21 protein-coding genes are annotated in these 26201 nt (G+C 62.7%); 12 read left to right on the top strand and 9 right to left on the bottom strand.

Features of this window, described 5'->3' with window-relative positions; all coding sequences use genetic code 11:
* Nucleotides 1–66 precede the first annotated feature (66 nt).
* The 4 genes from ACYG9R_RS00520 (at nucleotide 67) to ACYG9R_RS00505 (ending at nucleotide 6543) form a co-directional block, all read left to right on the top strand.
* Nucleotides 67–537, top strand: coding sequence for a MarR family winged helix-turn-helix transcriptional regulator (locus ACYG9R_RS00520; RefSeq protein ID WP_023705728.1), 471 nt, complete (start codon nucleotides 67–69; stop codon nucleotides 535–537).
* Nucleotides 534–1706 (top strand): HlyD family secretion protein, encoded by a 1173-nt coding sequence (locus ACYG9R_RS00515; protein WP_023824508.1) that lies wholly within the window; start codon nucleotides 534–536, stop codon nucleotides 1704–1706. Before ACYG9R_RS00520 ends, ACYG9R_RS00515 begins: the two co-directional genes overlap by 4 nt.
* A 349-nt stretch (nucleotides 1707–2055) precedes the next feature.
* Nucleotides 2056–3591, top strand: coding sequence for a DHA2 family efflux MFS transporter permease subunit (locus ACYG9R_RS00510; RefSeq protein ID WP_023671527.1), 1536 nt, complete (start codon nucleotides 2056–2058; stop codon nucleotides 3589–3591).
* Between the two features lie 333 nt (nucleotides 3592–3924).
* Nucleotides 3925–6543: an EAL domain-containing protein gene (locus ACYG9R_RS00505; RefSeq protein WP_245260095.1), complete on the top strand. Its 2619-nt coding sequence runs from the start codon at nucleotides 3925–3927 to the stop codon at nucleotides 6541–6543.
* Between the two features lie 29 nt (nucleotides 6544–6572).
* Here ACYG9R_RS00505 and ACYG9R_RS00500 read toward each other — a convergent pair whose 3' ends face one another.
* The 4 genes from ACYG9R_RS00500 to ACYG9R_RS00485 form a co-directional block, all read right to left on the bottom strand.
* Entirely contained in the window at nucleotides 6573–7103 is a 531-nt protein-coding gene (locus ACYG9R_RS00500; RefSeq protein ID WP_023671529.1) for a CAP domain-containing protein, read from the bottom strand.
* 145 nt (nucleotides 7104–7248) lie between these two features.
* The gene (locus ACYG9R_RS00495; RefSeq protein ID WP_023705731.1) at nucleotides 7249–7881 is read right to left on the bottom strand and encodes a LysE family translocator; all 633 of its coding nucleotides are present in this window, start codon (nucleotides 7879–7881) and stop codon (nucleotides 7249–7251) included.
* Nucleotides 7882–8036: 155 nt separating this feature from the next.
* Nucleotides 8037–10010, bottom strand: coding sequence for a pilus assembly protein (locus ACYG9R_RS00490; protein WP_023705732.1), 1974 nt, complete (start codon nucleotides 10008–10010; stop codon nucleotides 8037–8039).
* A gap of 187 nt (nucleotides 10011–10197) precedes the next feature.
* On the bottom strand, nucleotides 10198–12087 hold the full coding sequence (locus ACYG9R_RS00485; protein WP_023694757.1) for a pilus assembly protein: 1890 nt from the start codon (nucleotides 12085–12087) through the stop codon (nucleotides 10198–10200).
* 336 nt (nucleotides 12088–12423) lie between these two features.
* Here ACYG9R_RS00485 and ACYG9R_RS00480 point away from each other — a divergent pair, with 336 nt between their 5' ends.
* Both ACYG9R_RS00480 and ACYG9R_RS00475 read left to right on the top strand, forming a co-directional pair.
* The gene (locus ACYG9R_RS00480; protein WP_023671533.1) at nucleotides 12424–13284 is read left to right on the top strand and encodes a TIGR01459 family HAD-type hydrolase; all 861 of its coding nucleotides are present in this window, start codon (nucleotides 12424–12426) and stop codon (nucleotides 13282–13284) included.
* A gap of 9 nt (nucleotides 13285–13293) precedes the next feature.
* Nucleotides 13294–14277 carry a bifunctional riboflavin kinase/FAD synthetase gene (locus ACYG9R_RS00475; protein WP_023682976.1) on the top strand — a complete coding sequence of 328 codons (984 nt, stop codon included), beginning with the start codon at nucleotides 13294–13296 and terminating at the stop codon, nucleotides 14275–14277.
* A 29-nt stretch (nucleotides 14278–14306) separates the two neighbouring features.
* On the opposite strand, the gene ACYG9R_RS00470 is transcribed toward ACYG9R_RS00475, so the two are convergent.
* The 4 genes from ACYG9R_RS00470 to ACYG9R_RS00455 all read right to left on the bottom strand — a co-directional run bounded on the left by ACYG9R_RS00470 (nucleotide 14307) and on the right by ACYG9R_RS00455 (nucleotide 16200).
* Nucleotides 14307–14861, bottom strand: a complete 555-nt coding sequence (locus ACYG9R_RS00470) for an HdeD family acid-resistance protein (protein ID WP_023671535.1) — start codon at nucleotides 14859–14861, stop codon at nucleotides 14307–14309.
* A 128-nt stretch (nucleotides 14862–14989) separates the two neighbouring features.
* On the bottom strand, nucleotides 14990–15403 hold the full coding sequence (locus tag ACYG9R_RS00465; RefSeq protein ID WP_023734253.1) for an MAPEG family protein: 414 nt from the start codon (nucleotides 15401–15403) through the stop codon (nucleotides 14990–14992).
* Nucleotides 15404–15415: 12 nt separating this feature from the next.
* Nucleotides 15416–15898, bottom strand: a complete 483-nt coding sequence (locus tag ACYG9R_RS00460) for an SRPBCC family protein (RefSeq protein WP_023824509.1) — start codon at nucleotides 15896–15898, stop codon at nucleotides 15416–15418.
* The gene (locus ACYG9R_RS00455; RefSeq protein WP_050590540.1) at nucleotides 15895–16200 is read right to left on the bottom strand and encodes an ArsR/SmtB family transcription factor; all 306 of its coding nucleotides are present in this window, start codon (nucleotides 16198–16200) and stop codon (nucleotides 15895–15897) included. Before ACYG9R_RS00455 ends, ACYG9R_RS00460 begins: the two co-directional genes overlap by 4 nt.
* Nucleotides 16201–16412: 212 nt before the next feature.
* Here ACYG9R_RS00455 and ACYG9R_RS00450 point away from each other — a divergent pair, with 212 nt between their 5' ends.
* From ACYG9R_RS00450 to ACYG9R_RS00440, 3 genes are all read left to right on the top strand, one after another.
* Nucleotides 16413–17216 carry a MipA/OmpV family protein gene (locus ACYG9R_RS00450; protein ID WP_023824511.1) on the top strand — a complete coding sequence of 268 codons (804 nt, stop codon included), beginning with the start codon at nucleotides 16413–16415 and terminating at the stop codon, nucleotides 17214–17216.
* Nucleotides 17217–17448: 232 nt separating this feature from the next.
* Nucleotides 17449–20430 (top strand): isoleucine--tRNA ligase, encoded by a 2982-nt coding sequence (gene ileS, locus ACYG9R_RS00445; RefSeq protein WP_023824512.1) that lies wholly within the window; start codon nucleotides 17449–17451, stop codon nucleotides 20428–20430.
* 200 nt (nucleotides 20431–20630) lie between these two features.
* Entirely contained in the window at nucleotides 20631–21314 is a 684-nt protein-coding gene (locus ACYG9R_RS00440) for a hypothetical protein (RefSeq protein WP_023700630.1), read from the top strand.
* Nucleotides 21315–21341: 27 nt separating this feature from the next.
* Here ACYG9R_RS00440 and ACYG9R_RS00435 read toward each other — a convergent pair whose 3' ends face one another.
* Nucleotides 21342–21794 (bottom strand): nucleoside deaminase, encoded by a 453-nt coding sequence (locus ACYG9R_RS00435; protein WP_023694762.1) that lies wholly within the window; start codon nucleotides 21792–21794, stop codon nucleotides 21342–21344.
* Between the two features lie 180 nt (nucleotides 21795–21974).
* On the opposite strand from ACYG9R_RS00435, the gene ACYG9R_RS00430 reads away from it, so the two are divergent.
* From ACYG9R_RS00430 to ACYG9R_RS00420, 3 genes are all read left to right on the top strand, one after another.
* A complete protein-coding gene (locus tag ACYG9R_RS00430) occupies nucleotides 21975–24143 on the top strand; it encodes a pseudouridine synthase (protein ID WP_023824513.1) in 2169 nt (722 codons plus the stop codon).
* A gap of 47 nt (nucleotides 24144–24190) precedes the next feature.
* On the top strand, nucleotides 24191–24745 hold the full coding sequence (rsmD, locus tag ACYG9R_RS00425) for a 16S rRNA (guanine(966)-N(2))-methyltransferase RsmD (protein ID WP_023824514.1): 555 nt from the start codon (nucleotides 24191–24193) through the stop codon (nucleotides 24743–24745).
* 96 nt (nucleotides 24746–24841) lie between these two features.
* Nucleotides 24842–26197: a M16 family metallopeptidase gene (locus tag ACYG9R_RS00420; RefSeq protein WP_023824515.1), complete on the top strand. Its 1356-nt coding sequence runs from the start codon at nucleotides 24842–24844 to the stop codon at nucleotides 26195–26197.
* Nucleotides 26198–26201: the final 4 nt, after the last annotated feature.

The following is a 26201-nucleotide window of genomic DNA, read 5'->3' as shown; positions in this document are numbered from 1 at the left end:
CTCTTTTTTGGCTCTGGCGCAATGCGGCGCCTTGAATGGTAAGCACGCTTATAATATATACCGCTCATGGTTTCCGACGGCATAGATAGATTGGGCTTTTTGATCCACGACGTGCAGCGCCTCATGCGCAAGCGCTTCGAGGCGCGCGCCAGCGGTCTTGGCCTTTCCTCGGCACAATGGCGGCTTCTGGTTCGCGTTGCCAAGGAGGCCGGTGTCGCCCAGGCTCGCCTCGCCGAACTTCTCGAAATCGAGCCGATCAGCGTTTCGCGCCTCGTCGACCGGATGGAGGAGGGCGGCTGGATCGAACGGCGCTCCGACGCAACTGACCGGCGCGTGCGCATGATCTTCCCGACCGCCAAGGCGAACGCGGCCTATGCCGAGGTCAAAAGCCTGGCCGGCGAAGTCTATGAGGAATCGCTGGTCGGGGTTTCGCCGGACGATCGCCGCGTCCTGATCCGGGCGCTGGACACCATCGTGCAAAACCTGGCGGACGGCGAGACGTCGTCCTTGAAGAGTACGGAAGGGGCAGCAGCATGAACGCGGCAGTCAAGATAGACGAGAATGTAAGCAAGCTCGACACGCCGGCGCAGCCGGTTGCCGCAGCACCTGTCGCGGTGGCTCCCCCGGTGCAGCCCACTCCGGCTCCGGTCAAGAAGCGCCGCCTCGGCCGCTTGCTGCTGATGGTCGCCCTGCCGGCCGCGCTGGCCATTGGTGGCGGTTATGTCTGGGTGACCGGCGGCCGCTATCAGGAAACCGAGAACGCCAATTTGCAGCAGGCCAAGGTGTCGATCGCCTCGGACACCGCCGGCCGCATCGTTCAGGTCGGCATCTCGGACAATCAGCAGGTCAAGCAGGGCGATGTGCTGTTTGCCATCGACCCCGAGCCCTACCGGATCGCGTTAGCCCAGGCCGACGCGGCGGTCGCAGTCGCACGCGTCGGAATCGAACAGCTGCGCGCCGCCTACAGCCAGGCGCTGGCGCAGGAAAAGTCCGATGCCAGCCAGGTCGACTACGCGCAGTCGCAGTATGACCGCGCCGCCGACCTTGCCCAGAAGGGCATCAACGCCAAATCGTCGCTGGACGAGGCCAAGAACGATCTCGACAAGGCCAGGCAGCAACTGGCCGTTGCCGAGCAAGGCATCATCAGCGCCAAGGCGGCTCTCGCCGGCAATCCCGATATCGAGACCGACAAGCATCCGACGGTGATGGCCGCACTCGCCGCGCGCGACAAGGCCGCCTACGATCTGGCGCAGACCACGGTCAAGGCGCCGGCCGACGGCGTCATCAGCCAGGCCTCCTCGTTCAAGGTCGGCCAGTATGTCGGTTCCGGCACGCCGCTGTTTGCGTTGGTCGAGACCGGCGACACCTGGATCGATGCCAATTTCAAGGAAACCCAGCTTACCCACATGAAGCCTGGCCAGAAGGCCGAGATCGTCGTCGACACCTATCCGGGCAGAACTTTCGAGGCCACCGTCAACGCGATCGGCGCCGGCACCGGCGCGGAGTTTTCGCTGCTGCCAGCTCAAAACGCCACCGGCAACTGGGTCAAGGTCACGCAGCGCATTCCGGTGCGCCTGGAGCTGACCGATGCCGACGCCAAAATGGCGCTGCGCACCGGCATGAGCGCCTCGGTTACGGTGGATACCGGCGTTGCTCGCGGGTTCCCCGCTATCTTCGGCCACGCCACCGCAGGCGAAGCACAATAGACTGTGAATGGACCGTGATCTCGAAAAGCAGGATCACGGCCCGGCAGAACGCCCGCCGCAGGCGAGGTGAAGTTGAGATGACAGGATCGGTCCGACGGCAGGTTGAACGAGGGGTGGATTGGACCGGACCGCATCGCGGCCTGCCCACAACCTGGACCATCTCGGCGCCCATCCTTCGGACCTTGGATTTCCGGGCGGCAAGCGCCTGATGTGTCGAGACCTTCGATCGATGTAACCCCCACATCGATAGATCGCGTCCCACCGCGATGAGGGTCTCTTCACCAGAGAAGGCCTCGCCGCCCGGAAACCTAATGTACACGTTTTTGTTACCTGTCGGAAGTTCCGCATCATGACCACACCAGAACCTTTCAAGGAAGTGCCGCATCGCGGCCTGATCACCGTGGCGCTGATGCTGGCGACGGTCATGCAGGCGCTCGACACCACGATTGCCAATGTCGCGCTGCCGACCATGACCGGCGACCTCGGCGCGTCGCCCGACAACATCAACTGGGTGTTGACCTCCTACATCGTTGCCGCCGCGATCATGACGCCGGTGACCGGCTGGCTGGCCGACCGCTTCGGCCGCAAGGAACTGTTCCTGGCGGCGGTTGTCGGCTTCACCGTGTTCTCGATGCTGTGCGGCATTGCCTGGAGCCTGGAGAGCATAGTGTTCTTCCGGCTGATGCAGGGCGTGTTCGGCGCAGCCATCGTACCGCTGTCGCAGACCTTCCTGCTCGACATCAACCCCAGGGAACGCCACGGCCAGGCGATGGCCATCTGGGGCGCCGGCATCATGCTGGGGCCGATCCTGGGTCCGACGCTGGGCGGTTGGCTGACCGAGAATTTCAACTGGCGCTGGGTGTTCTTCATCAATTTGCCGGTCGGCATCATCGCCTTCCTCGGCATGGCAGCCTATTTGCCGGTCGTTGCCCGGCGGATCCGCAGCTTCGATTTCTTCGGTTTCGCCATGATTTCGCTCGGCGTCGGCGCGCTGCAGCTGCTGCTCGACCGCGGCGGCGAGGTCGACTGGTTTTCCTCGGTCGAAATCTGGATCGAGCTTGCTCTTTCGATCACCGGCTTCTGGGTTTTCATCATCCATACACTGACGGCGGAACGTCCTTTCATCGACCCCAAGATCTTCCTCGACCGCAATTTCGTCACCGGTCTGGCTTTCATCTTCGTCATGGGCGTGCTGATCCTGGCCTCGATGTCGCTGCTGCCGCCGATGCTGTCGACCATCTTCGGCTATCCGACCGTCACCATCGGCGTCGTCCTGGGGCCGCGCGGTGTCGGCACGATGATTTCGATGCTTGTCGTTGGACGGCTCATGAGCAGGATCGACGCCCGCATCCTCGTCGTCATCGGCTTTCTGCTCACCGCGCAGTCGCTCTACACCATGTCCTCCTTCACGCCGCAGATGGACAATTGGCTGATCCTCAGCTCCGGCGTCATCCAGGGCCTGGGCATGGGCATGGTGTTCGTGCCGCTGTCCACGGTGGCCTTCGCTACGCTCGACGTGCGCTTCCGCACCGACGCCACGGCCCTGTTCAGCCTGGTTCGAAATCTCGGTTCGTCGATCGGTGTGTCGGTGGTGACGGTTCTCATGGTGCGCAACACGCAGGTCAATCACACCGAACTGTCGGCTTTCATCAACCCGTTCAACCCCAATTTGTGGGCGGCCTCGCCGGCGGCAGCAGGCGGCGATCCGACGGCACTTTCGCAGGTGGACCGCATGGTCAACATCCAGGCGATGATGATCTCCTACGTCAACGACTTCAAACTGCTGATGGTGATGACGCTGGTTGCCATTCCGTTTGTCTTCCTGCTGCGCAAGCCGAAGACCGCTCCGGCCGGCGCGGCAGCTCCTGCCGCGCATATGGATTGAGGCGGGCGCCGGTAGCGCTGGCAGCAAGCTGGTTGCCCCTGATGATTTGTTGCTCGGATGATCGTCAAAACCCGCGTGTGCAAAAGAATATCGATAATGAGCCGTTGGAAGTTGATTTGAAATGACATTTGCACCTTTGGTATCTGGTTGCTGACGCCTCCAATTCCGTTACAGTTCATCTTGAATTAGCACATCTGTAACATTGTCAGTCGACTTTCGTCTGGCACGACAGAGGCCCTTTCTTGTTTCAGGTGCCAAACCGGAGGAGGTCTGTTGGTCACGAAGTCATCCAGAAGATCCGTCGGGGCGCGCGGGCCGGTGGGCGTAGCCGCATTGGCAAGACTGGCTGACGTTTCCTACGATACGCTCGAGGGAGAACTTCGCACGACCATTGCGGGTCTCGAAGGGCAGACCCTGCGCTTCGAGACTGCGATCGAGAATATTTCGCAAGGCATCTGCTTTTTCGATGCCGATGAACGGCTGATCCTGAGCAACCGGCGCTATGCGGAAATCTACCGCATTGCGCCCGAGGAATTGCGGCCTGGCGTGACACTGAGCGAAATCGTCGAACGCCGCGTCGCCGCCGGCACGGCGGCGACGGCCGCCGACACCTATCTCGCAACGGCTCGCTCGATCAATTCGGGCAAGGCTTCGCGGCTCTGGACCGCCAAACTTGTCGATGGTCGCACAATCCAGATCCGTAACCAGCCCATGCCCGATGGCAGTTGGATCGCCACGCATGAGGACATCACTGAACTCCTCGCCAATCGGCAGATCGTCGACGAGCGCATTTCGCTGCAGGCGCTGATCGACTGGGTGCCCGATTACCTCTGGGTCAAGGATACGCAAAGCCGTTTCGTCGTGGTCAACAGCGCCCTTGCGACCGATAGCGGCCGCAACAAGACCAGCGACATGATCGGTTTGACCGATTTTGATCTCCACCCCCCGGAAGTTGCGCGGAAATTTCGCCTGGTCGAGCAGCGCCTGCTCAAGAGCGGACAACCAGTGATCGACGCGGAAGAGTTTGTCGTCGATGCGTCGGGGAACGGCAAATGGCTTTCGTCGACGAAGGTGCCGTTGCGCAATCGCCAAAATGAAATCTTCGGCCTGGTTGGCATTGCCCACGACATCACCGCCCGCAAGCAGGCGGATGTCCTTCGCAGCGGGCAGGCGCAGATCCTCGAAATGATTGCCACGAGCGCGCCGCTGGAGGACGTGCTCGACCGCCTCATGCGCTTCGTCGAGGCTCAGTTGAAGGGGATATTCGGTTCCGTCCTGCTGCTCGACAAGGACGGCATTCATTTGCGTCACGGTGCGGCGCCGGGCCTGGCGAAAGCCTATACGAGCGCCATCGATGGGGCGGCCATCGGTCCCAAGGTGGGATCCTGCGGAACCGCCATCTACCGGCGGGAACCGGTCATTGTTACCGATATTCTGCAGGATCCGCTTTGGGACGATTACCGCGAACTGGCGGCACCCCATGGCTATCGTTCGTGCTGGTCAACCCCGATCCTGTCGCATCGGGGCGTCGTGTTGGGCGCCTTTGCCATGTATTCGATGACCGTGCGCGAACCCACCCATGCCGAGACCCGCCTGATCGAGTTCACCACACACATTGCCGGCATCGCGATCGAGCGCAAACTGGCGGAAGACCAGATCCACTTCATGGCCAACCATGATGCGCTGACCGGCCTGCCCAATCGCGCTTTGCTGGAGGATCGGCTTTCCCAGGCGGTCCTCTACGCGCAGCGATACAATCGCTGGATGACGGTAGTGTTCATCGATCTCGACAATTTCAAACTGGTGAACGATACGTTTGGCCACAATGCCGGCGACGAACTCCTCAAGACCGTCGCCAGCCGTTTGGTTGGATGCGTGAAGGCCACCGACACCGTCGTGCGGCTTGGCGGCGACGAATTTGTCATCGTCCTGTTCGACCAAACCACCAATGTCGATGTGGTCTCGGAAACCCTGCAGACGATCAGGGATGCGATCGCGGAACCGGTTCTTGTCGGAGAGCATCGGCTGAGAACGACGGCCAGCATCGGCATCGCAAATTACCCGAAGGACGGGACCAGCCCGGATACGCTGTTGGCCAATGCCGACGCCGCCATGTATCGCGCCAAGGAATTCGGCCGCGACAATTTCCAGTTCTATGCCCCGGAGTTCAACTCAACGGCACATGAAAAATTCCTGCTTCAGGAGGAATTGCGAAACGCGCTCGCCCGGTCGGAATTCGCTCTGCATTATCAGCCACAGGTGGATCTGCGATCGGGGCAGGTTTTCGCCGTCGAAGCGCTGGTGCGCTGGAACCACCCGACGCGAGGCCTGGTTTCGCCGGCGATGTTCATCCCGACCGCCGAGGAGACCGGGCTGATCGTGCCGCTCGGCGACTGGATCCTGCACGAAGCCTGCCGGCAGAACAAAGCCTGGCAGCGCGCCGGTCTGCCGCCCGTAACCGTCTGCGTCAACGTGTCGGCGCGGCAGTTCCGGGAGAAGAACCTGATCGACCGCGTCGTCAACGCATTGAAGGAAAGCGGCCTGGAGGCGAGGTATCTCGAGCTCGAAGTGACGGAAAGCCTGATCATGCAGGATTTCGAGCTGGCGGTCGCAACGATGAACGGACTGCAAAAGCTCGGCGTGCAGATATCGATCGACGATTTCGGAACAGGCTATTCCAGTCTCAGCGCTCTCAAGACGTTTCCGGTGGCGCGGCTGAAGATCGACAAGTCCTTCATCAACGATCTCGCGACCGACGAGAACGATCAGGCGGTCACTGGCGCCGTGATTTCCCTGGGGCAGAAGTTGAACCTTCGGGTGCTGGCCGAAGGTGTCGAAACGGAAGACCAGGTCGCCTTCCTGCGCAAGAACAATTGTGACGAGGTGCAGGGCAATTATTTCAGCAAACCCCTGTCGGCTGGGGATATCGGCGAGCTGATCGCGAAAGGCTGACGGCTGGCTCGCGCCGTAACCGCTGGCTGCTATTTTCCGAGCACCAGGCTCCAATAGCGGATGGCGCTGTCGCGTCCGTCGCGTACATAGGCGAGGCCGAAGCGGCTGAAATCCGGATCGAGCATGTTGCGGCGGTGGCCAGCCGAATGCATCCAGATGTCGAACAGTTTCTGCTGGTCGAAGCGGCCCTCGGCGATGTTCTCGGCGGCGGCGCCCCGCACCCCATTGTCCTTCATCCGCGACGCGAAATCCTTTCCCCAGCCCGTCGTGTGGCTCATGCGTTCGCGTGAGGCCATATAGCCGGCCTGCTGCCGAGCGGCCTGCTCGAGCTGGGCGTCCGGCACCAGCGCCGGCAGTCCGGCCGAAGCTCGGATGCCGGCCAGCGTCGCGGTGGCCGAGGACGACACACCGGCGCCTTCGCCGGTCGGCACCGAGACCGTACTGCAAGCAGCGAGGCCGGCCATGGCTGCAAGGCCGATCAGCAGCAGGCGCCTGTTTGGTTTTGGACTTGCTGCGCCAGAGCGGGTTTGCGCGAGCGGGTGATTGGTGGTGCAGATCATTGTCATGCCTGCCTGACTTAGCGGCGATCATGGCTTTTGCCGGGCAGGGCTGCGAAAATCTCAATCGCTGGCCTCCGTGCAGGTTCGGCCGGCCGATTCGAATGGGAAGGTCGGCGGCCGATGTAGTCTCGGCGCGCTGCGTCGATCAGCGTTGCGCGTCGGTCGCCATTTTAAGCGCCAGCCCAGCAAGCACCGTGCCCATCATCCAGCGCTGGATGACCATCCATAGCGGCCGTCCGGCAAGAAAGGTGGCGATCGAACCGGCCGTTACCGCGATGATGGCATTGACGGTCAGGCTGATCGAGATCTGCGTGGCGCCGAGCACCAGAAGCTGCGACAGCACATGGCCCTTGCCCAGCGAGATGAACTGCGGCAGCAGCGACAGATAAAGCACCGCCACCTTGGGGTTGAGGAGATTGGTCATCAGGCCCATCGCGAACAGCTTGCGCGGCCTGTCCTTCGGCAGTTCGCGCACCTGGAATGGTGAGCGCCCGCCGGGCCGCACTGCTTGCCAGGCGAGCCATAGCAGATAGAGCGCGCCGGCAATGCGCAGTGCGTAATAGGCAAACGGCACGGCAAGCAGCAGCGCGGTGATGCCCAGCGCAGCCGATACGACATAGAACAGAAAGCCGGCCGCCACGCCGCCGAGCGAGATCAGCCCGGCCTTGGGGCCTTGCGACAGCGAGCGCGAGATCAGGTAGATCATGTTCGGCCCGGGCGTCAGCACCATGCCCAGGCAGACCAGCGCGAAGGCTAGATGGTTGGCGGTTTCGGGCACGGGCAATCTCCGGGAAGCGGTGACGATACCGAGCACGCGTTTTGACTCACCGCAAGAGCATGATGGCCGGAGACTTTGCGCCAGCGTCGAAAATTGGCGAAAGCGGCGAAGCCGCCAATTTCCCCCGCAAGGGGGAAGATCAGCAGCTTCAACCCTCAGCTCACCACGCGCAGGTTCGAGAGCTCGTTGGCGATTTCCTTGAAATTGTCGGACAGCGTGGCGCCGGTCGCGTTCCAGAACAGTTTTGCAGGCTTGCTCGGGTCGGTCGGATCCTTGCGGAAGCGCGAGTCCGACGAGCACGTCTTCAGTGCCTCCATCGCGCTCTTGTCGCCGGCGTCGGTCGTCGACATATCGAGCGCCACCGTCATCACCATGATGTTGGCCGCCTTGGCGTTGTTGCACAGCGTCGCCATCTGCTCGTTGAGCGCGGCGGTGTAGTTGCTCGACGAATAGTTGAGCTGGCCGATGGCGCTCGACGTGCCGCCGAACAGGCGGGTGACCGCAGTGCCGTTGTAGCCAACGCCGGTATAGCCATAGCCGGCATAGGTCGACTTGTTGCCGGCGGGGTCGGAACTCACCGTCGAATAGGTGTTCTCGCCGTCGGTGAGCACGATGACCACCTTGTCATTGCCTCGTTCCGTCTCAGGACGTCCTCCTGTGAAAGGCTCCGTGCTGGAGACGGTGCGCCAGCCCCAGGCCATGCCTTCCGGCACATTGGTGTTGCCGTTGGGCGCCATCAGGTCGATTGCTGCCTTGATCTTGGTCAGCCCGGCGGCGTTGGCGACGTCGGTCAGCGGTGTGATCGGCGTGGTGGTGCAGCTGTAATTCGGACCTGCACCCGTCCCCAGCACCGGAGCATTGATCGGCCGTGGCTGGAAATACTTGGCCATGTTGGACTGCCTGGTCTTGCCGGTGGTGCTCGCCGGATCGTCGTTCCACCAGCTGTTGGCTGCGCCATAGGTCTTGGGGGCCACCTCGTCGGGGTCCTGCGTTATGTACCAATGATTGCCCGGCTCGTCCGGCGCGAACATCGGCACGAACATGGTCGCGGGATCGCCGACGCCGGTGCCGGTGTTGTTCGGTCCGCCGGAGGCCGGCGCGTCGGTGACATTATAGGGGTAGGGACGGACCTCGACGCAGCCCTGCCAGCTGGCGAACGGTCCGTATGTGTCGTTGTAGTCGTATTCGTTGTGGCTGTCCGAGCATGTATGATTGGCACGATATTTGTCGCAGACCACGCGTTTGCTGCCGACGATGCGCTCGTGGCTGGTGACCACTTTCATGTCGCGGTAGAGCGAGAAGCGGGTCAGCATCTGCCCCTCCTGCTCACCCCAGCCAGTGCCTTTCTTGTACCAGATGCCGCCGATCTTCTGGGCATATTTGTCGGCTGCGTTAAGGGTGGACCAGGCGAAATTCTCATTGTGGATGGGCGACAGCCCGTAGGCGTCGATCCACGACGCGTTGTCGTTGCTGGCGCCGACATTGACCGAGGCGGCGAACGGCACAAGGCTGAACTGGACCGGCTTGTCGATCTGCTTGATCATCGCGGCCTGCAAGGCAAGCGTGTCGACGAGCTGCTTGGCGGCTTGCTTGAGAAGGTCGATGCGCTTTTGTCCGGCACCCGTGCCCGTGTTCGACATCGACCCCGAATTGTCGAGCACCATGGCCACTTCCAGCGTGTTCTTCAGCCGGACTTGCGAACACACGGAGTAGGTGACGTTTTCCGACGTCCTGCCGATCAGCATCGCCGCTGCCGGCAGGAAATAGGGCTTGTAGACCAGGCTGGCGCACAGCTTGACGATGCCGCCGCCGGTCGTGCTGCTGGGCAGCGTAACGCTGAGCGTCGTGTCGGCGGGATCGACGTCGTTGAGGTTTGCCTTGAAGAAGTCGAGCGCATAGGCCCGCAACTGGTCGTCGGTGGCGCCTTCCACCAGCCGGCGCGCGGTGGCGAAGTTGGCGGCGTCGAGCGCGTTGACCACCCTCTGCTTCTCGCTGACCACGCCGGTGTAGTCGACGGCCATGGCCACGCCGCCCATCAGTGGCACCATCGCCACAACGGTCATCAGAGCGTAATTGCCGCGGCGGTCACGCCAGAAGTCACGCCGGAATGTGCGCCAGAGTTCACGCATGTGATGTAAGCGGCCCCGCCTGCGGATTCTTCAATGCCGCCACAGTTTCACAAAACGTTGAAGGACGGGTTTGGGAAACTGCTCGATTGCGCGGATAGCGCTTCACCAGGCGCTAACCAAATGCGCCAGCTGCCGAACGCAAAACGCCCCGCCGAGGCGGAGCGCCTTGTTCGAAAGATCGCGCCGATCAGCTGACGATGCGCAGGTTCGACAGTTCGTCGGCGATTTCCTTGAAACTTTGCGACAAGGTGGCGCCGGTCGCGTTCCAGTACAGCTTCGCCGGTTTGCTCGGGTCGGTCGGATCCTTGCGGAAGCGCGAATCCGAGGAGCATTTCTTGAGCGCATCTATGGCAGTCTTTTCCGCCGGCTTGGAACTAACAAGGTCGAGCGAGACGGTCATCAAGAGAATGTTCGAATTCTTCGCATTGGCGCAAAGGGTTTGCATCTGCTCGTCAAGCGCGGCCGTGTAGTTGGTCGCCGTATAGGTTGTCTTGGCGACGGTCGTGTTGACGAACAGGCGGGTCGCAGGCTCCACTGGCTTCGGAAAATTAGGGCCGGTGTAGCCATAGGCGGCGTATGTCGATCCATTCTTGGCGTAGTTGCTGGTCATGTCGTTGCTGGGGCCGATGCTATAGGTGTTTGCGCCGTCGGTCAGGACGATGACCACTTTGTCGTTGCCTCTTTCGGTGTTCGGCCGGCCTTGCGTAAAAGGCTCGTTGCTCGACACCGTCCGCCAGCCCCAGGCCAGCCCTTCCGGCACGTTGGTGTTGCCCGTCGGGGCCATGGCATTGATGGCATCCGTCAGGATTTTCTTGCCATCGGTGGTGGTTATGTCCTGCAACGGCGTGATCGCGGCGGTCGTGCATGCCGAATTGGGTCCATCATCGGCCGCAGCGGCTGCTGCGTCCCAGGGCTTTGTCAGAAAATACTTGCGCATATCCGCCTGGCGTTTGGGGACAGTCAGCGTGTCGGAATAATCGATCCACCAATTGTTGGCGTAACCCCACGTCGATGTGCTGGTGCGAGTTGTGTCGGTCCAGAAATTGCCAGCTTCGTCCGGCGCGAACATCGGCACGAACATGGTGGCGGGCGTCCCAGTGGTCGGCGACGTGTCGTCGTCATTATAGGGATACGGCCTCGCCTCCACGCAGCCCTTCCAGGCTTCGTATTTGGCGACGACGGAGGTCTTGCAAGTGCCGTTCGAGTTTTTCTTCGTACAGGTCGTTGCCATCATGTCCTGATAGAGGGTGAAACGCGTCATCTCCTTGTCTTTGTCTGTGCCCCAGCCCGTGCCGCGCTGGTAGTAAACGCTGCCTACTTTTTCGATCCATTTGGTGGCATTTGCCGCCGCTGTCATCGTCGACCAATCGAAGTTCTGATGATGGATCGGGGAAATGCCGGTCGTGTCCAGCCACGTCGGCAATGGAGCCGGGGGGATCGGAGCGCCGACATTGACCGACGCAGAAAACGGGACCAGCGAGAACTGCACCGGCTTGGTCACCTGCTTCATTTGTGCGGCCTGGAGCGCCATTGTATTGACAAGCTCGGTCGCGGCCTTCTTGAGCAAATCTATTCGCGGCTGGCCGGTGCCGGAGCCGTTGATGCTCATAGAGCCGGAATTGTCGAGCACGAGAGACACTTCCAGCGTGTTTTTGAGGCGGATCTCCGAGCATGCCGATGTTGTGACGTCGGCGGCGGTTCTTCCGATCATCATGGCCGCTGCCGGCAGGAAATAGGGGTGGTACGTCAATTCGGCGCACAGCTTCAGCGTGCCACCACCTGCGTTGTTGTTGGGAAGCGTCACCGTCAGGGCCGTATTGGCTGCTTTGACGCGGCCGAGATTGGCTTCGAAGAAATCCTTCGCATAGGCCTTGACTGCCGTGTCGGTCGCCCCGGTGACGATCTGCTGTGCCGTGGCAATCCCGGCGGCATCCAGCGCGTTCAGCATGTTCTGCTTTTGGCGCAAGAGATCGGTGTAGTCGATGGCAAGCGCCAGCGCGCCCATCAAGGGCACCATGGTGATCACTGTCATCAAGGCATAGTTGCCGCGTCTGTCGTTCAGAAATCTGCGGATCATGCCTTCAGCACCCCTGCCAGGACCCCAATATCGGTCCGAAGATGCCCACAAAATCGTTAAATTTCAGGTTGCTGAAATGCGTTCAACATAGGCCCATCTTTTCAAGGCTCGTTAACCACTCGGCCCTGGTGATCAGCGGTGCGACATTGTTTCGATAGACCGAAGCTCGGAGAAGGGTGGTTGCTGCCTGTGCAACCTTCGATCAGCCCGTTGCGCAACAGCCTGGCAAGTGCCGAAAAGCTGGTGACAGGATGAAACGCTTCGGTTAATGCGGGGCCGGTTGCGGCGGACCGTCGGCTGCAGCTCTCGCAATGATCGTCACAGCAGGTAAACGGCATGGCGGATTCGCCTGATATCATCGGCTCGCTCGCGGATTTGTCGGGCGCCTACTCGGCCATCCTGTGCGATGTCTGGGGCGTGATCCACAATGGCGAATGGCATTTTCCGGCGGCTGCCGAAGCGCTTGCCGCCGCGCGTGCGGCGAAGGTCCCGGTCGTCCTGATCACCAACTCGCCGCGCCGCAATGCCGATGTGGTGGCGCAGATGAATGCGATCGGCGTTCCCGCCGCCGCCTACGACCGCGTCGTGACCTCAGGCGATGTGACCCGCGACCTTATCGCCGAAGGCCCACGAAAAATCTTCCATATCGGCGCCGACCGCGATTTCACCCTCTATGACGGTCTGGACGTCGAGCTCGTCGAGGAGTTTGAGGCCTCCGGCGCGGTCTGCACCGGGCTGTTCGACGACGAGGTGGAAACGCCTGAGGATTACGCCGATCTGCTGCGCCGGCTGCGCGCCAGGAACCTGCCTTTCATCTGCGCCAATCCCGACATCGTGGTCGAACGCGGCGAGCGCATGATCTGGTGCGCCGGCGCCTTGGCGCGCGACTATGCCCAGCTTGGCGGCCGCACGCTGATCGCCGGAAAACCTTATGCGCCGGTCTATGACGTAGCGCTGCGGGAGGTCGCCGTGCTTCTCGGCCGAGACGTCGCGCGCACCGAGGTGCTGGCCATCGGCGACGGCATGATGACCGACGTCAAGGGCGCCGCCGACAACGGCATCGACGTGCTTTACGTCTCGGGCGGCATTCACGCGCGCGACTATGGCGATCCCATGCAGCCGGACCCCGCCAGGCTTGCAGCCTTTCTGCAAAAGCACGGCTACCGGCCGGTCGCCGTCATTCCGAGACTGCGGTAGGGTTGCTGCATGAGCGCAGCTTTCGAACACATTTCAGCAACCGCGCCGCTGCCGCCGCATTTGCGCGGCGGCGTGGTGGCGATCGGCAATTTCGACGGCGTCCATCGCGGCCACCAGGCGGTGCTCGATCGCGCGCTTGCCGAAGCCGGGCGGCGCGGCGTGCCGGCGCTAGTGCTGACCTTCGACCCGCATCCGCGCAAGGTGTTCAGGCCCGATATGCCGCTGTTCGTATTGACGCCGCCGCCGATGAAGGCGCGGCTGCTGTCGCATCTGGGCTTTGCCGCACTCGTCGAACAGCCGTTCACGCGCGCCTTTGCCGGCCTGTCGGCCGAGGCTTTCGTGACCGATGTGCTGGAGACGAACCTCGGCATCACCCATGCCGTCACCGGCTTCGATTTTCACTTCGGCAAGGACCGGCAGGGCGGTCCTGCGTTTCTGATGGCGGCAGGCGAGCGCCATGGTTTCGGCGTCACCCTGGTCGACGCCTTTCGCGACGAGGGCGCCGAGGTGGTGTCGTCGAGCCGTATCCGCGAGCTGCTCTGCGAGGGAGAGGTCGCCGAGGCCGCAGGCCTGCTCGGCTACCGCTTCACCGTCGAAAGCGAAGTGATCGGCGGCCAGCAGCTCGGCCGCACGCTCGGCTTCCCGACAGCCAACATGAGGCTTTCGCCGGAAACGACTCTGAAGGAAGGGATTTATGCCGTCCGCTTTCGCCGCGCCGACGGCACGCTCTATGATGGTGTCGCCAGCTTCGGGCGTCGCCCGACTGTCGACGACAATGGCGCGCCGCTGCTCGAAACCTTCGTCTTCGACTTTGCCGGCGATCTCTATGGCGAGATCTGCGACGTATCGCTCTTCGGCTTTTTGCGTCCCGAGGTGAAGTTCGATGGGCTCGATGGGCTGGTGGCACAAATGAAGCGCGACGAGGCGGAGGCGCGCGCGCTGCTGGCCGGCGTCAGGCCGCTTTCGGATCTGGACGGCGCCATCGCTTTTTGAGCCTTCCGGCCGCTTACCTCTTCAAGCCCCTACTTCTTCAACGCCAGTCCGAGAGCGATGAAGCTCCAGCCCTGGAAGATCAGGTCGATGGCCAGGAACAGGCCGAGCACCCACAGGCTGTTGACCGGCCAGCCCATGGCGATGGTCAGCCCCGCCAGCACGCTGATCAGGCCCGCCGCGACGACCCAGCCCCAGCCCTTTTCCGGTCGGTGGCTATAGCCGACCCAGGCCCTGAGCGCGCCTGAAGCGACCAGCGCCACCGCCAGCAGCAAGGTCAGCACCGTCGAGGCCAGCAGCGGATTGTCGAAGGCAAAGAAACCGGCAACGGCATAAAGTAGGCCGCTGAGCAGCCAATAGAAGAAGCGACTCCAGGTCTTCACGCCGAAGGCATGCACGATCTCGATGATGCCGGCCATCAGCATCAGCCAGCCCACGACATAGACCGAGGCGACGGTGGCGATGAACAGATTGCCGAAGGCAATGCCGCCGAAGATGAGCAGCAGCACGCCGAGCGCGACGAACCACCCCCATTTGTCCCGTGTCCGGCCGATCGCATCTTTCAGGGTATCACCGTGCAGGGTCATGGCTGCATCTCCTCGAAATCGCCTGGCACCTTGCCGGGAGGTTAGCCCCGGCTGTAGCGGACGTCCAGCCGATGGCGACGGCTAGCAAACAAACAAAGCGTCGGTGGCTTGAGGTTCGCGCGTACGTGTCAATTTATGGCAGCCCACCCAGTCACAAGGACGAGGACAAGCGTGACGATCGCTCCAGAGACGTAGACGATCGTTCTGACACTGCCACCCTTGGCGGCATTGCCGCCGCGTAGGTAAACCCCCAGGTGAAGCAGGCGTATCGCCACATGAACCCAGACAATGGTCGCCAACGTGGCCGACCCAACGCCAACCATCATGGCCAGCACCGCCGGGACGACAAAAGGCGCCAGCGCCTCGACCGAGTTCATATGCATGCGGTCGATCCTGTAGAGGAGATTGGCGTCGTCGGCCGGGATCACCGGACCGGAAAGCGCTCCGGCAAATCCCTTGGACGAACCCGAGTAAACCGCCAGCGCGACTGACAAAAGACAGAGGATCAGTACACCGAGGATGCTTAGCCAATAGGGTTCCATAATTGTGCTCCTTCAGGTCACCTTGCTGGCAAAAAGATCTTGGAATCGCCTGAGATACAGCGGCCAGCCTCGATCACCGTCAATCCCAAAGCGCACGCCTTCCCAGCCTTCGCCATGACGTTCGAGATTGCGATGCTCGATCTCGACGCGGGTCCGGCTATTCGTCTCCGCCGTAAACCGGACTTCCCACTCGCTGGTCCTGTCCGGATTGGTCTCGATCTGCCATTGAGGGCTGATATCCCAACTCAGAAGCAGTCGGTTCGGCGGCTCGTAGGCCAGCACCCGTGCCCAGCGGCACTCGCTGCCATCCACACCGCGGTCGTAGACGTGACCGCCAACGCGGGGTTCGAAGATCGTCTCCGCGATCGGCACCGCAAGCAGGTTATGCTCTTTGGGTTTGAAACTGCCGAAGTCCTCGGTGAAGACCTTGAAGGCATTTGCGATCGGAGCCTCGACAAGGATGGAGTGCCTCACGGGCGGTTGATGTGTGCTCATTCCTGCTCCTTCAAGGGCTGTTCGACGACCACTTTGTAGGCCGCCAAGGTCTTGCTCCAGAACCAGTCGAGTTCGGCGCGCAGGCTGGCCAAGCCTTCCGGTTCGACCCGGTAGATGCGTTGCTTGCCTAGCCGTGTGTTGGCCACGAGGCCGGCGTCCTTGAGCACCTTCAGGTGCTGCGAGACCGCCGGCCGGGTGACAGGAAGCGCACGAGCCAATTCCCCGACCGAACAGGGTTGTTCGACCAGCAGTTCGAAGATCGTCCGCCTGGTCGGGTCGCCAAGCGCTGTCCATCTGTTCATGTTAGTCTGCACTAACGCGAATTTAGGCAACCTCGCTATTTCTGTCAACTCGCCACAGGCCCGGCGGCGCCCTGTTCAAATGGGCCACAGCGCAAAAAACAGGGTCGCAGTTGCCGCCACTGCTGTAGATTTTAAGTCAAATTTTACCGAACCGGCGCCATGGCTTTGGCTGCCGGGTGTTCTCTCCGTTTTGTTTCGCGTATGGGGTGGTGATGCGTATTGTCTGGACGATTCCGCTGTTTCTCGCCTCGGCGCTGCTCACTGTGTCCACCGCCAATGCGGGCGAGGGTGCCTTCGGCTGGATGTCCGGCGACTGGTACCTGACGCTTGGCGCCACCGGCATGGTCGCGCCGAAATTCGAGGGCTCCAACAGCTATCTGCTCAGCGCATCGCCGATCATCTCGCTGGGCAAGGCCGGCCCGGCCGCGCGCTTTACCTCGCGCAACGACAACATCTCGCTGGCGCTGGTCGACGATGGCGGCGTCCGCGCCGGCCTGACCGGAAAATTCCTGTTTTCCCGCGACAGCAAGGATGAGCTCAAGGGCCTCGACCCGGTGCGCTGGGGCGGTGAGGTCGGCGGCTTCTTCGAAATCTATCCGACGGACTGGCTGCGCGCCCGCGCCGAACTGCGCCATGGCATTCGTGCCCATGATGGCTTTGTCGCCGACATCGCCGCCGATGCTTTCTACGACGTGACGCCGACTGTCAGAATTTCGGGCGGACCACGCGTGTCCTTTGCCTCGTCGGGCTATTTCGACTCTTATTATGGTGTCAACGCCAAGGAGGCTGCGGCCTCGGGCCTGAGCGAATACCATCCTGGCGGCGGCCTGAAATCGACCGGCCTTGGTGGCGCCATCACCTGGAAGGTGACCGATCCGATGACCGCCAGCCTGTTCGGCGAATATGCGCGCCTGATGGGCCCGGCTGCCGATTCCAGCCTGGTCAAGGAGCGCGGCGACCGTAACCAGTTCACGGTCGGCGTCTCGACCACCTATCGCTTCGACTTCGCGATGTAAGTGAATCGAACAAGAGACGCTTTATTCCTGCGGCTTTCTCGGCTAAAAGCCCGGCAATGACGAGCTTTTCACGCCTTCGCGCGCTGACGATACGAATTACAGGCCCGGTGTTCCGGGCGGCCTGAGCGCCGCCGGAGCCGCCGGGAGTTTTGCGCGCCCCCTCGCGCTTTTCCAATCATGATAGTTCACGCCCGAGCTTTTACGCCCGCCGGGCAATGCACATGGCAGACCAATGACCGACACTGTTGAAACGATCGACTATTCCAAGACGCTTTACCTGCCGCAGACGGATTTCCCGATGCGCGCCGGCTTGCCTGAAAAAGAACCGCAGCTGGTCAAGCGCTGGCAGGACATGGATCTCTACCGCAAGCTGCGCGAGGACGCGGCCGGCCGCGAAAAATACGTGCTGCATGACGGCCCGCCCTACGCCAATGGCAACATCCATATCGGCCATGCGCTGAACAAGATCCTCAAGGACGTCATCACCCGTTCGTTCCAGATGCGCGGCTATGACGCCAATTATGTGCCGGGTTGGGACTGCCATGGCCTGCCGATCGAATGGAAGATCGAGGAACAGTACCGCGCCAAGGGCAAGAACAAGGACGAGGTGCCGGTCAACGAGTTTCGCAAGGAATGCCGCGACTTCGCCGCGAACTGGATCACGGTGCAGGGCGGCGAGTTCCAGCGGCTCGGCGTCGTCGGCGATTTCAAGAACCCCTATACGACAATGGCTTTCCACTCGGAGTCGCGCATCGCCGGGGAGTTGTTGAAGTTCGCCATGTCGGGCCAGCTCTATCGCGGCTCCAAGCCGGTAATGTGGAGCGTCGTCGAGCGCACCGCACTGGCCGAGGCCGAGATCGAATACCAGGACTATGAGTCCGACACGATCTGGGTGAAGTTTCCAGTTGTGTCAGGATTTTGGAGCGTTGAGCACTTTGTATCAGACGCTGCACCGTCCATGCGCGTTCCGGAAAGCGTTGCACTTTTGGACAACGCCCACGTCGTCATCTGGACGACAACCCCGTGGACGATCCCCGGCAACCGTGCCGTCAATTATTCGTCACGGATCGGCTACGGCCTTTATGAAGTTACCGCAGCCGAAAATTCGTTCGGTCCACAGCCCGGTGAGAAGCTGATCTTTGCAGATGCGCTTGCCGAAGACTCCTCGGCCAAGGCCAAGGTCACCTTGAATCGGCTTCGCAGCGTTTCGGTCGAAGAGCTTGGAAGCCTTACACTTTCACATCCCTTCAAAGGTCTCGGCGGTGGTTACGAATTCGCCGTACCCATGCTTGCCGGGGACCATGTCACCGACGATGCCGGTACCGGTTTCGTCCACACCGCGCCCGGCCATGGCCGCGAGGACTTTGATGCCTGGATGGATGCGGCATCGGATTTGCGCGCACGTGGCATCGACCCTGCCATCCCCTTCACTGTAGATGATGCCGGCTTCTTCACCAGGGACGCGCCGGGTTTTGGCCCGGATCGCGAAGGTGGCGCCGCGCGTGTCATCGACGATAACGGCAAGAAGGGCAATGCCAATCAGGCGGTCATCGACGAACTGATCAAGCGCAACGCGCTGTTCGCGCGCGGCCGGCTGAAGCATTCCTACCCGCATTCCTGGCGGTCGAAGAAGCCGATCATCTTCCGCAACACGCCGCAATGGTTCGTCTATATGGACAAGGACCTCGGCGACGGCACGACGTTGCGCAGCCGTGCGCTGAAGGCGATCGACGACACACGCTTCGTGCCGGCGGCCGGCCAGAACCGTATCCGCGCCATGATCGAGGAACGCCCGGATTGGGTCTTGTCGCGCCAGCGCGCCTGGGGCGTGCCGATCGCCGTCTTTGCCGACGAGGACGGCAACGTGCTGAAGGACGAAGCCGTCAACCAGCGCATCATGGACGCTTTCGAGAAGGAAGGCGCCGACGCCTGGTTCGCTGCCGGCGCCAAGGAGCGTTTCCTCGGCAATCACGATGCCTCCAAATGGAAGCAGGTGATGGACATCCTTGACGTCTGGTTCGATTCGGGCTCGACGCATGTCTTCACGCTGGAAGACCGTCCGGACCTGAAATGGCCGGCCGACGTCTATCTCGAAGGTTCCGACCAGCACCGCGGCTGGTTCCACTCCTCGCTGCTCGAAAGCTGCGGCACCAGGGGCAGGGCACCTTACGACACCGTCGTCACCCATGGCTTCACCATGGATGAGGAGGGGCGAAAGATGTCGAAATCGCTCGGCAACACCGTCGTGCCGCAAGACGTCATCAAGCAGTCCGGCGCCGACATTCTGCGGCTATGGGTGGTGACGACGGATTATTGGGAAGACCAGCGTCTCGGCAAGAACGTGCTGCAGACCAACATCGACGCCTACCGCAAGCTTCGCAACACCATCCGCTGGATGCTGGGCACGCTCGCCCATGATGATGGCGAGGAGGTGCCGCTGGACAAGATGCCGGAACTGGAGCGGCTGATGCTGCATCGGCTGGCCGAACTCGATGAGGTCGTGCGCTCGGGCTACGACGCGTTCGAGTTCAAACGCATCACCCGCACTTTGCTCGACTTCATGGTGGTCGAGCTGTCGGCCTTCTATTTCGACATCAGGAAGGACGCGCTCTATTGCGAGGGACCCGCCAGCGTGAAGCGCAAGGCCTCGGTACAAGTGGTGCGCCACCTCTTCGACTGCCTGGTGAAATGGCTGGCGCCGATGCTGCCCTTCACCACGGAAGAAGCCTGGCTCGACCGTCATCCGGATGCTGTCTCGCTGCATCTCGACCAGTTCCCCGAGATTCCGGCCGACTGGAAGAACGAGGCACTGGCTGAGAAATGGCGCAAGGTGCGGCAGGTTCGCCGTGTCGTCACCGGCGCGCTCGAGATCGCACGCGCTCAGAAGGTCATCGGTGCCTCTCTGGAAGCCGTGCCGGTCGTGACCCTCGACGATGCCGCGCTTGAAGCCGCGATCGCCGATGTCGACATGGCCGAGATGGCGATCACCAGCGATCTCGTCATCGCCCATGGCAAGGCGCCGGAAGGCGCCTTTGCGCTCGACGATGTCAAAGGTGTCTCGGTGGTGGTCGAAAAGGCCGAGGACCGCGGCTTGGTCAAATGCGCGCGTTCGTGGCGCTATACCGCCGATGTCGGGCAGGACGTGGAATTCCCCGACGTGTCTGCCCGCGATGCCGCCGTGCTGCATGAACTCAAGGCTCTGGGACGTTTGTGAGTGCTCAAAGCCGGTGCACAAATGCCACGGCGGGCGGGTGAAAAGCGCCCGCGCGTTGCCCTTAACGAGTGGTTGAGATAAACACGCGAAACTCCGGAAGACAAATTGTCGCCGGAATTCCGTCGCAAGAGCGTGGACGATGGGGACCGGGCCTTCGGCCGGTGACGATCGAGAGGCTGTCTAGAGTGGGACTTTTTGGCATGACCAAGAGAACTTATGCGCGCGTTGCGCTGCTGGCGCCGTTTGTCGCGTCCGGCCTCGCTCTGTCCGGCTGCATGGGTTCGCCGACCTACGGCACCGACAAGACGGCTGGCGAGCAGCTTGCCGGAGACCTTTCCGGCGCCTTCGCGATCACGCCCAAGCACAAGGAACAGATCGACTACAGGCCGCGTCCGGAGCTGGTAAAGCCGGCGCCGGGGCAGAAGGAAGTGCTGCCGCCGCCTCAGGAAAGCATCGAGACGGCGAGCACCGATTGGCCCGAATCGCCCGAGCAGCGCCGCGCCCGTCTGCGTGCCGACGCCACTGCCCACCAGGACGACCCGTCCTATCAATCGGGGATCGTCGATGACGTGCAGACCGATCCGGCTTCCGTGAAGAAGGCGCTGGCGGATTCGGGCTCCAGCCACCCGCCGGCCTGGTCGCCGAAGGATTCAGACAAGGGCCGCGCCGCGGAGATCCAGCGCCGCACCGCAGAGCAAAAGCAGGGCGATCCCAACACTCGCAGATATCTGAGCGAGCCGCCTCTGGCCTACCGAGCTGCCTCCGACACGGCGCCGCAGGGCGAACTCGGCGAGGATGAATACAAGAAGGAACGCCGCCTCAAGAAGGAAGCGGCCGCCAAAGGCAAGAGCGGCGGGCTCTTCGACTGGCTGCCCTCCTGGTAGGAACGCCGCCTTCGGTAGCTGAAGGCTCTACGTTTCGCGTCTTTCCCGAAAGAATTCCCTGAGCAGCAGCGCCGCATCGGCCTCGGCCATGCCCGGATAGATGTCGGGCGTATGGTGGCAGGTCGGCGAAGCGAAGAAGCGCACGCCGTTGACCACCGCGCCGCCCTTCTCGTCGGCCGCGCCGAAATAGAGCCGGCGCAGCCTGGCGAAGGAAATGGCGCCGGCGCACATGGCGCAGGGTTCCAGCGTCACATAGAGGTCGTGGCCGGTCAGCCGCTCGCTGGAGAGCGTTTGGCAGGCCGCGCGGATGGCCAGCATTTCGGCATGCGCCGTCGGATCGGCAAGTTCGCGGGTGCGGTTACCGGCGGATGCCACCACCGTGTCGCCGCTGGCGATGACGGCGCCAACCGGAACTTCTCCGCGCAAGGCGGCGGCTTGCGCCTCTTTCAGCGCCAGCGCCATGAAATCCGGCCGCTTCACGCGGTTTCCATTCCGATTATCTCCTCGCCACTTGGCGGTGATCCTGTTATGGAGCGCGTCAACCCGAATATCGGAACAGATTTTCGGAAATGATCATGCGCCAAATCAAAGTGCTATAGCGTCCTTTGCGCGTCCGAAAGGATGCGCCACGCTGTAGCAGCGCAACAAGGCAAAGGCCACATGGACGACAACGACAAGAAATCTCCGCGCCACAAAGGCCCGGGCAAAAGCGGCCCTGGAGCCGCGGGGCCGCGCCGCGATGGCGCCGCCGGCAAAAGCGGCAAACCCTCCTTCGGGGCCAAGAAACCCTATTCACCGCGAGGCGCCCGGCCCGCAGCGGCTGAGGGCGAGCGGCCCAAGCGCGATTTCAAAAGTGGCGACCGGCCATTCAGCAAAGGTCCGCGTTCCGAAGGCAAGCCCTTCGAAAAGCGCGAGGGACCGCGCAAGCCATATGCACCACGCGGTGACCGGCCGATGGCAGCCGAAGGCGAGCGCAAGCCGTATGAAAAGCGCGAAGGGCCGCGCAAACCCTATGCGCCGCGTGGGGATCGCCCTATGCCGGCCGAGGGTGAACGCAAGCCGTATGAAAAGCGCGAGGGGCCGCGCAAGCCTTATGCACCGCGCGGCGATCGGCCGGTTGCGGCCGATGGCGAGCGGCCAAAGCGCGATTTCAAGGGCGGCGATCGGCCATTCAGCAAGGGGCCGCGTCCCGAAGGCAAGCCTTTCGAAAAGCGTGAAGGGCCGCGCAAGCCCTACGCACCGCGTGGCGATCGGCCTGCTTCCGCCGAGGGCGAAAAGCGTTTTGACCGGCCAAAGCGCGATTTTGGCGATCGCCCGCAGCGCGACGCCGGAGATCGTCCCAAGCGTGACTTCAGCGATCGCCCCAAGCGCGATTTCGGTGGTGACCGGCCGCAAGCATCTGGCGGCGCCTTCAAGCCGCGCCCGCGTCCGGCAGATGCGGAAGAAGCCGGCGAGCGTATCGCCAAGCGGCTGGCCCGCGCCGGCCTGGCGTCGCGCCGCGACGCCGAAGACCTGATCGCGGCGGGCCGTGTCAAGGTCAACAACCGGGCTTTGACCTCGCCGGCCTTCAACGTCATGCCGGGCGACATCATCCATCTCGACGGCATGGAGATCCCGCCGATCGAGCGCACCCGCCTGTTCCTGTTTCACAAGCCGGCCGGCGTCGTTACCACCAACCGCGACCCCGAGGGCCGCAAGACCGTGTTCGACGTGCTGCCGGCCGAATTGCCGCGGCTGATGACCATCGGCCGCCTCGACATCAACACCGAAGGCCTGCTGCTGCTCACCAATGATGGCGGTCTGTCGCGCGTGCTCGAACTGCCTGCCACTGGCTGGCTGCGCCGTTACCGCGTGCGCGTCCATGGCAAGGTCGAGGAAAGCATGCTCGCAGGCCTGCGTGAAGGCATTGCCGTCGACGGCGTCTTCTACGGCGCCATCGAAGCGACGCTCGACCGTGAGCAAGGCACCAACGCCTGGCTGACGATCGGCCTGCGCGAAGGCAAGAACCGCGAAGTGAAGAACATCCTTGGATCGCTCGGCCTCGACGTGACGCGGCTGATCCGTATCTCCTACGGACCGTTCCAGCTCGACGATCTCGCCGAAGGCCATGTGCTGGAGATCAAGGGCCGCGTCTTGCGCGACCAGCTCGGCGAGCGACTGGTCGAGGAATCCGGCGCCAATTTCGACGCCGAGATCATCAAGCCGTTTTCCAACCAGCCGGTGCGGCGAGAGCGTGACGCGGAGCCGGAACGGCCGAAAGTCACCCGCGAGGGTGACCATCGGCCGATCGGCGAGGGCGGTCTGATCAAGAACCGCAAGCGCCGCGAAGGCAGCCGCGACGAAGCGCTCGGCAAGCTGTCGACCAGTCCCGAAAGGGGCGCGAGGCCGGAAAAGAGCTTTGGCGAACGCGGCCCGAGACCCGAGCGCAGCGAGTTTTCGGACAAGCCGCGCAGCGAGTTTCGCGAAAAGCCGCGCGGCGATTTTGGCGACAAGCCCCGTGGAGGCTTCGGCGACAAGCCGCGCGGCGCCTTTGGTGACAAACCGCGCGGCGGCAAGAAGCCCGAGCGCGAGCAGCGGCCGATCGATCCGCCGGGCCAGCGCAAGGCTAATGTCTGGATGGCGCCGGGCGCGCGTCCGATCGGCAAGGGCAGGGCGGAAGCCGATGCCGCCAAGGCGGCCGAGGCCAAGGCGCGCAAGGCGTCATTCAAGCCGTCCTATGGCAAGCCGGGCGGAGCCAAGCCGTTCGGCAAGCCGGGTGGCGAGCGTCCGGATGGCGGTCGGGGCGGCGAGCGGCCACGCAACGGTCCCAAGGGCCCGAGGACCAGATGATGCCGGGACTTAAATGAGATCCGGCCTTAAATGAGACCCGGGCATAAATGAGAATCGTCGGCGGCCAATTTCGCGGGCGTCCGCTGGCGACGCCGCGCGACCATGCCATCCGCCCGACGACCGACCGCGCCCGCGAGGCCGTCTTCGACGTGCTGGCGCACCGCTTTGCCGACAAGCTCGACGGCGCGCGTGTGCTCGACCTTTTCGCCGGCACCGGCGCTCTCGGCCTCGAAGCGCTGTCGCGCGGCGCTTCCTATGGCGTCTTTATCGAAGAATCGGCCGAAGGACGCGGCCTGATCCGCACCAATGTCGAAGCTTTTGGCCTTACCGGCCGCACCAAGATCTTCCGCCGCGACGCGACCGCCCTGGGTGAGGCCGGTACGCTTGCGGCATTCGGCCTGGTCTTCGCCGATCCGCCCTATGGCAAGGGCCTTGGCGAGCGCGCCCTGCGCTCGGCCAGGGATGGCGGCTGGTTGCTGCCCGGCGCGCTCTGCGTGGTCGAGGAAGCCGCCTCGGCGCCCTTCGAGATTGGGCCGGAATTCTCGGTGGTTGATGAACGAAACTACGGCGAGACGGTGGTCCGGTTCATCGAGCTTGCGTAAGGGTGGAGCGACCGGCGCCTTCAAAATGACGCACAATTCACTTTGCCTCCGCGGCTAACCTTGCCTATCGTCGCGCGATAACAACCGGAGCCATCAATGACATTTCATACTGAATGGCTGCGGAGAGCCTTGCTCGCCACCGCGCTGACCATGGCCGGCCCGGCCCTGGCCGCGGACGATGGCAAGGTGGCCAACTTCCTGCTCGACAATGGCATGGAGGTGGTGGTCATTCCCGATCACCGCGCCCCCATCGTCACCCATATGGTGTGGTACAAGATCGGCAGCGCCGACGAGCCGCCAGGCAAGTCCGGCATAGCGCACTTCTTCGAACACCTGATGTTCAAGGCGACGACCAACCACGCCGCGGGCGAGTTCGACCGCGCCATATCGGCCATCGGCGGCTCCAACAACGCCTTCACCTCCTATGACTACACTGCCTTCCACGAGACGGTGGCGCCCTCGGCACTCGGTGAGATGATGAGCTTCGAGGCCGATCGCATGCGCAACCTCATCTTGACCGACGAGGTCATCAAGACCGAGCGCGACGTGATCCTGGAAGAGCGCCGCGCGCGCATCGACAGCAATCCGCAGGCGGTGCTCGACGAAGAGGTCGACGCGACGCTCTGGCAGAACCAGCCCTACCGCATTCCGGTGATCGGCTGGATGCAGGAGATGGAGCAGTTGAACCGCACCGATGCGGTTGCCTTCTATGACAAATACTACCGCCCCAACAATGCGGTGCTGATCGTGGCCGGCGATGTCGAGCCGGAGGTCGTGAAGGCGCTGGCCGAAAAAACCTATGGCAAGGTCGCGCGCGGTCCCGACCTGCCCCCGCGCATCCGCCCGGTCGAGCCGGAGCAGAACACCAAGCGCACGGTGACGCTCACCGATGGGCGCGTTTCGGTGCCGAGCTTTTCGACGCAATGGGTGGTTCCGTCCTACCACACGGCAAAACCCGGCGAGGCCGAGGCGCTCGACCTGCTGGGAGAGATCCTTGGCGGCGGCAGCCGCAGCAGGCTCTACCAGCAACTCGTGGTCAAGCAAGGCATCGCATCGGCGACCGGCGCCTTCTTCCAGGGTACGATGCTCGACGCCACCAATTTCACCGTCTATGGCGCGCCGCGCGGCGACGCCAAGCTGAGCGACGTCGAGGCGGCCGTCGACGCCGAGATCGCCCGCATCGTCAAGGACGGCGTCACCGCCGATGAGCTGGAGAAGGCCAAGGCCCGCTATATCAGGGCCATGATCTTCGCCCGCGACAAGCAGGACGAGATGGCCAATCTCTACGGCGCCGAGCTCGCCACCGGCGGCAACGTCAGGGATATCGAGGAATGGCCGGAACGCATTCGCAAGGTCACCGCCGATGAGATCAAGGCGGTCGCCGCACGCTATCTGCTGCTCGATCGTACGACGACCGGCTATCTCTTGCCGCAGCAACAGGCGGGGAATTGATGAT

The sequence above is a fragment of the Mesorhizobium sp. RSR565B genome (genome assembly GCF_054719465.1).
Note: the sequence above shows the minus strand (reverse complement) of the source record. Positions and strands in the feature narration are given on the sequence as shown.